Source organism: Thermogemmatispora sp., from assembly GCF_019683635.1.
Taxonomy (GTDB): Bacteria; Chloroflexota; Ktedonobacteria; order Ktedonobacterales; family Ktedonobacteraceae; genus Thermogemmatispora.
The window spans coordinates 1-3,829 of sequence record NZ_JADGIA010000310.1 but is presented as its reverse complement, the minus strand read 5'-3'; the positions used below and the strand labels follow the sequence as shown (position 1 = coordinate 3,829).

Annotated in this window: 2 protein-coding genes; one reads left to right on the top strand and one right to left on the bottom strand. The window is 60.5% G+C overall.

Features of this window, described 5'->3' with window-relative positions:
- The first annotated feature begins 191 nt into the window (after positions 1-191).
- Entirely contained in the window at positions 192-2,090 is a 1,899-nt protein-coding gene (locus IRZ31_RS20600) for an alpha/beta hydrolase (protein ID WP_112433182.1), read from the top strand.
- Positions 2,091-2,310: 220 nt separating this feature from the next.
- On the opposite strand, the gene aroF is transcribed toward IRZ31_RS20600, so the two are convergent.
- The gene (gene aroF / locus IRZ31_RS20595) at positions 2,311-3,387 is read right to left on the bottom strand and encodes a 3-deoxy-7-phosphoheptulonate synthase (RefSeq protein ID WP_112433184.1); all 1,077 of its coding nucleotides are present in this window, start codon (positions 3,385-3,387) and stop codon (positions 2,311-2,313) included.
- Positions 3,388-3,829 lie beyond the last annotated feature (442 nt).

Genomic DNA, 3,829 nt, shown 5'->3' with positions numbered 1-3,829 from the left:
AGGAGCAGGCTGCCTGGCGGGCCAGTCAGGCCGACAGGTGGGAGAGGGAAGAAGAAAGTGGAAGCAGCTTCCAGTGAGAAGCCGCTGAGAAGCCGCTGAAGGTAGCCGGAAGGCAGAGCCATTCTTTCCTTCCGTTTCGGCTCAGACACGAGCCTGCTGGCCTTGCCGAGCTGCGCTAGAAAGGTGTGTTGATGACAGAGCAGACCTCACCTTTTGAGAAAGAACCGCGTGAGATAGACGGGCTCCAGCCGGGCTATGGTGATACCCCCTACTATGAGTACTCGCCTCCTGGTCTCCGTTATCAGGAGCGCAACGACATTATCTATCCGCTCCCCTCGGAAAGGCTGGCTGCTCCTGCTGCGCCGCCTGCGGGACCTGGAGGAGCCAACGGGTCGAACGAGTCTCTCATGACTGAGAGCAGGGCACTGCCCAGGCTGCCGTCCTTGGGTCCTGGGCTAGAGGGGCCGCCCGTCATACCGGGTCAATCGCCGATTCTTCCGCCGACGGCGCCGCGCACACCTGGTCCCTGGCGCTTCATCATTGCTATCCTCCTGATTGGCCTTATCCTCTTTGCTGGTGGGATAGCGACCTATCTCGCCCTTGCTGCTCGTGGGGGCAGCAGCTCGACTAGCTCACAGCCAACGGCGAAAGCGAGCGTCGTCGTCACCCCAGGCGCCGCAACCAGCAGCTTCCACACGGGACCCTGTCCTTTTCAACCGGGCAGGGGCATCGTTCAGGGGCGCGATCTGACCTGTGGAGTCTTGACTGTGCCTGAAGACCGCAGTCAGCCGCAGGGCAACACCGTTCACCTGGCGGTAGCGATCTTCAAAGCCGGCACTGCTCAGACTGATGCCGCTCCCTTCCTCTATCTCTCTGGTGGACCGGGCGGGGCCACCCTCAGCGAGCTAGGTCCCTACATCAGCCAGGCCAACCTTCAAGCTGTGACGCTAGGACACACCTTCATCCTCTTTGACCAGCGGGGCACGGGCTACTCCACGCCCTCGCTCTATTGCGGAGAAATCGACCGCTTCACCCAGGCCACCAAGGATGAGAACCTTAGCCGTCAGGCCAATGATGCTCAGTATCTGCAAGCCATGCGCTCCTGCCACGATCGGCTCACTGCCGAAGGCATTCACCTGAGCGCCTACACCACCATCGCCGACGCCCAGGACGTCCACGATTTAATCCATGCCCTCGGCTATCGGCAGGTCGATCTCTACGGCGTCTCCTATGGCACGCGGCTGGCTCTCACTGTCATGCGTCTCTTCCCCCAGGACCTGCGCAGCGTCATCCTTGATTCAACCGTTCCCACTCAGAGCAACCTTTTCACCTCTTTTCCGGCTGCGATGCAGCATGCTTTTGACACCCTCTTCAATGGCTGTCGGACAGATGCCCTCTGCAACGAGAGCTATCCCAACCTGGAGGCCACCTTTTATCGTCTGGTTGATCGCCTCAACGCCCACCCGGTGACCTTCAACGATCTCCAGTACGGCCCTGTGCTGCTGACGGGTGATGGCCTGGTCCAGTGGGTCTTCACCTCTCTCTATGTGACCAGTTTTATCCCCGATCTGCCGCGGGCCATCAGTGAGATTGATCATGGGCAGTATACTCTGATCTCCGAGACCTATGGGCAGCTGCTGCTGGCCAATGACGTTAGCTATGGCATGTACTACTCTGTCGAATGCGGCGAGGACATGCGCTACACCTCACTTCAGGCGCTGGACAAGACCATCCTGGTCCTGCGACCTGAGCTGCGGGCCGGTATGCAGGATAGTCTGGAGTCCGACTATCGCGTCTGCCAGCTCTGGAATGTTCCGCCAGTGCCGCCCGAGCAAAAGCAGCCGGTCAAGAGCGATCTGCCGACGCTGATTCTCTCGGGCGAATATGATCCAATCACACCAACCAGCAATGCCATGATGGCCCAAAAAACCTTGAGCCATAGCTACCTCTTTGTCTTTCCGGGCACGGGTCACGGCGTCTTCCTGACCAGCTCTTGCGCCAACCTGATCATGGGGGAATTTCTCGACAACCCGCAGATTCAGCCGGCCAGTTCCTGCATCTCCAGCATGGGCGAACCAAACTTTACCTGAAGATCGATGGAGCGAACCCATCATCTCAGATCCGAAGGAGGCGCGAGGCACGCGTCAGCAGCCTTGAAAGAGCCAGCGCGCGCCCCACGTCTCCCCTGTGGCTAGCCGAGAGGGCCTTCTGACTGCTCATGGTCCCAGGCGGGGCCGCAGCCGGCTCCGCTCAGGCAGGTGGGCGGCTGGGATCGTACTCAGCGGGCAGGCCGCGGCCTGGGTGGGCATCTCAAGCCGTCACAAACGAGCGTCCGATGGCCTGAGCCACTGCCTCTGCACGCGGCATCAGTTCGGCAAACTGCTCGGTCGTCAGCGACTGTGCGCCATCCTTGAGTGCGACCTCGGGATTGGGGTGAACTTCGATCAAGAGGCCATCGCAGCCGGCGGCCACCGCCGCCAGCGTCATCGGCGCTACCAGGTCGCGCCGGCCTGTCCCCTGGCTTGGATCGGCCACGATCGGTAAATGCGAGAGCTGTTTCACCAGGGGAATAGCGCTCAGATCCATCGTATTGCGTGTACTCTTCTCAAAAGTGCGGATACCTCGCTCGCAGAGAATCACCGCACGGTTGCCCTGAGAAAGAATATATTCAGCTGCCAGGAGCCATTCCTCAATGGTCGCCGCCATGCCCCGCTTCAGGAGCACCGGCTTCTGAACGCGTCCGACCTCATCGAGGAGCATATAGTTCTGCATATTGCGCGTGCCGATCTGCAGAATATCGGCATACTCGCAGACCAGCGGCACGTCGGCGGGGGTCATGACCTCGGTCACCACCGCCATGCCAAACTCGCGCGAGGCCTTGGCCAGAAGTTTGAGGCCCTCCTCGCCCAGGCCGCGGAAGCCATAGGGGGAAGTCGAGGGTTTAAAGGCCCCGCCACGCAAGATCACCGCGCCAGCCTTGCGCACAGCCTCAGCGGTCGTCATTAGCTGCTTCTCATTCTCTACTGTGCAGGGGCCGGCCATCATTACCACGGCGGGACCACCGATATGCACCGTGCCACCTGCTACACAGGCGACCGGCACCTCGACCACCGTATCATCAGGATGGAATTCGCGGCTCGCCAGCTTATAGGGCTTCGAGACGCGGAAAACCCCTTCTACCTCGGGGAAGGCCTCCAGGGCCTCGCCCAGGGCCGGGGTGATCATTCCCTTGCCGGGAGGGTTCTGCACATTGACCGAGCCGATCACGCCGATCACTGTGCGTTCCACTCCGCGCGAGAGATGGCCGGTGAACCCCTCCTGCTCCAGGAAGCGCAGGACGTGCTCAATAGCTGCTTCACTACAGTTAGGCTTCATTACAACGATCATGACTCGTGGCTCCTTCATTCTTTCGGCAGACGTATGCAGGCTTCGAAATCTGGCTTGAAGCGCGTGCCCACCCCATCCACTTGCGGTCTGGCGGAGAAGAAAAGCAACGCTCCGCACCCATGCATTGACCGTTTGGCCTGGCTTATCCTGGCCGCGAACCGGGCTAACCCTGGTCACTGGCTGGGCCGCGCTTTCTCATGCTCAATCAGCGGTCAACTCAGTGTGTTTACTCTGCTCTATTGAAGCCTGGCCTGCTCCACCGACTAGCTAGCTCGTGAGTTGGTTGAGTTGGTCGGCTGGATTGGCTGGTGGCTGGTTGCTAGGGCGCGCAGCCTCCCAGCAAGAGGAACTGCCCTGGCCACGCAGCGATCCCCTTCCTCCATCGCGACGCCTTCGTCGTCATGATCGAAACCGGTGAGGAAAGAGCGCAAGGCAGAAATGG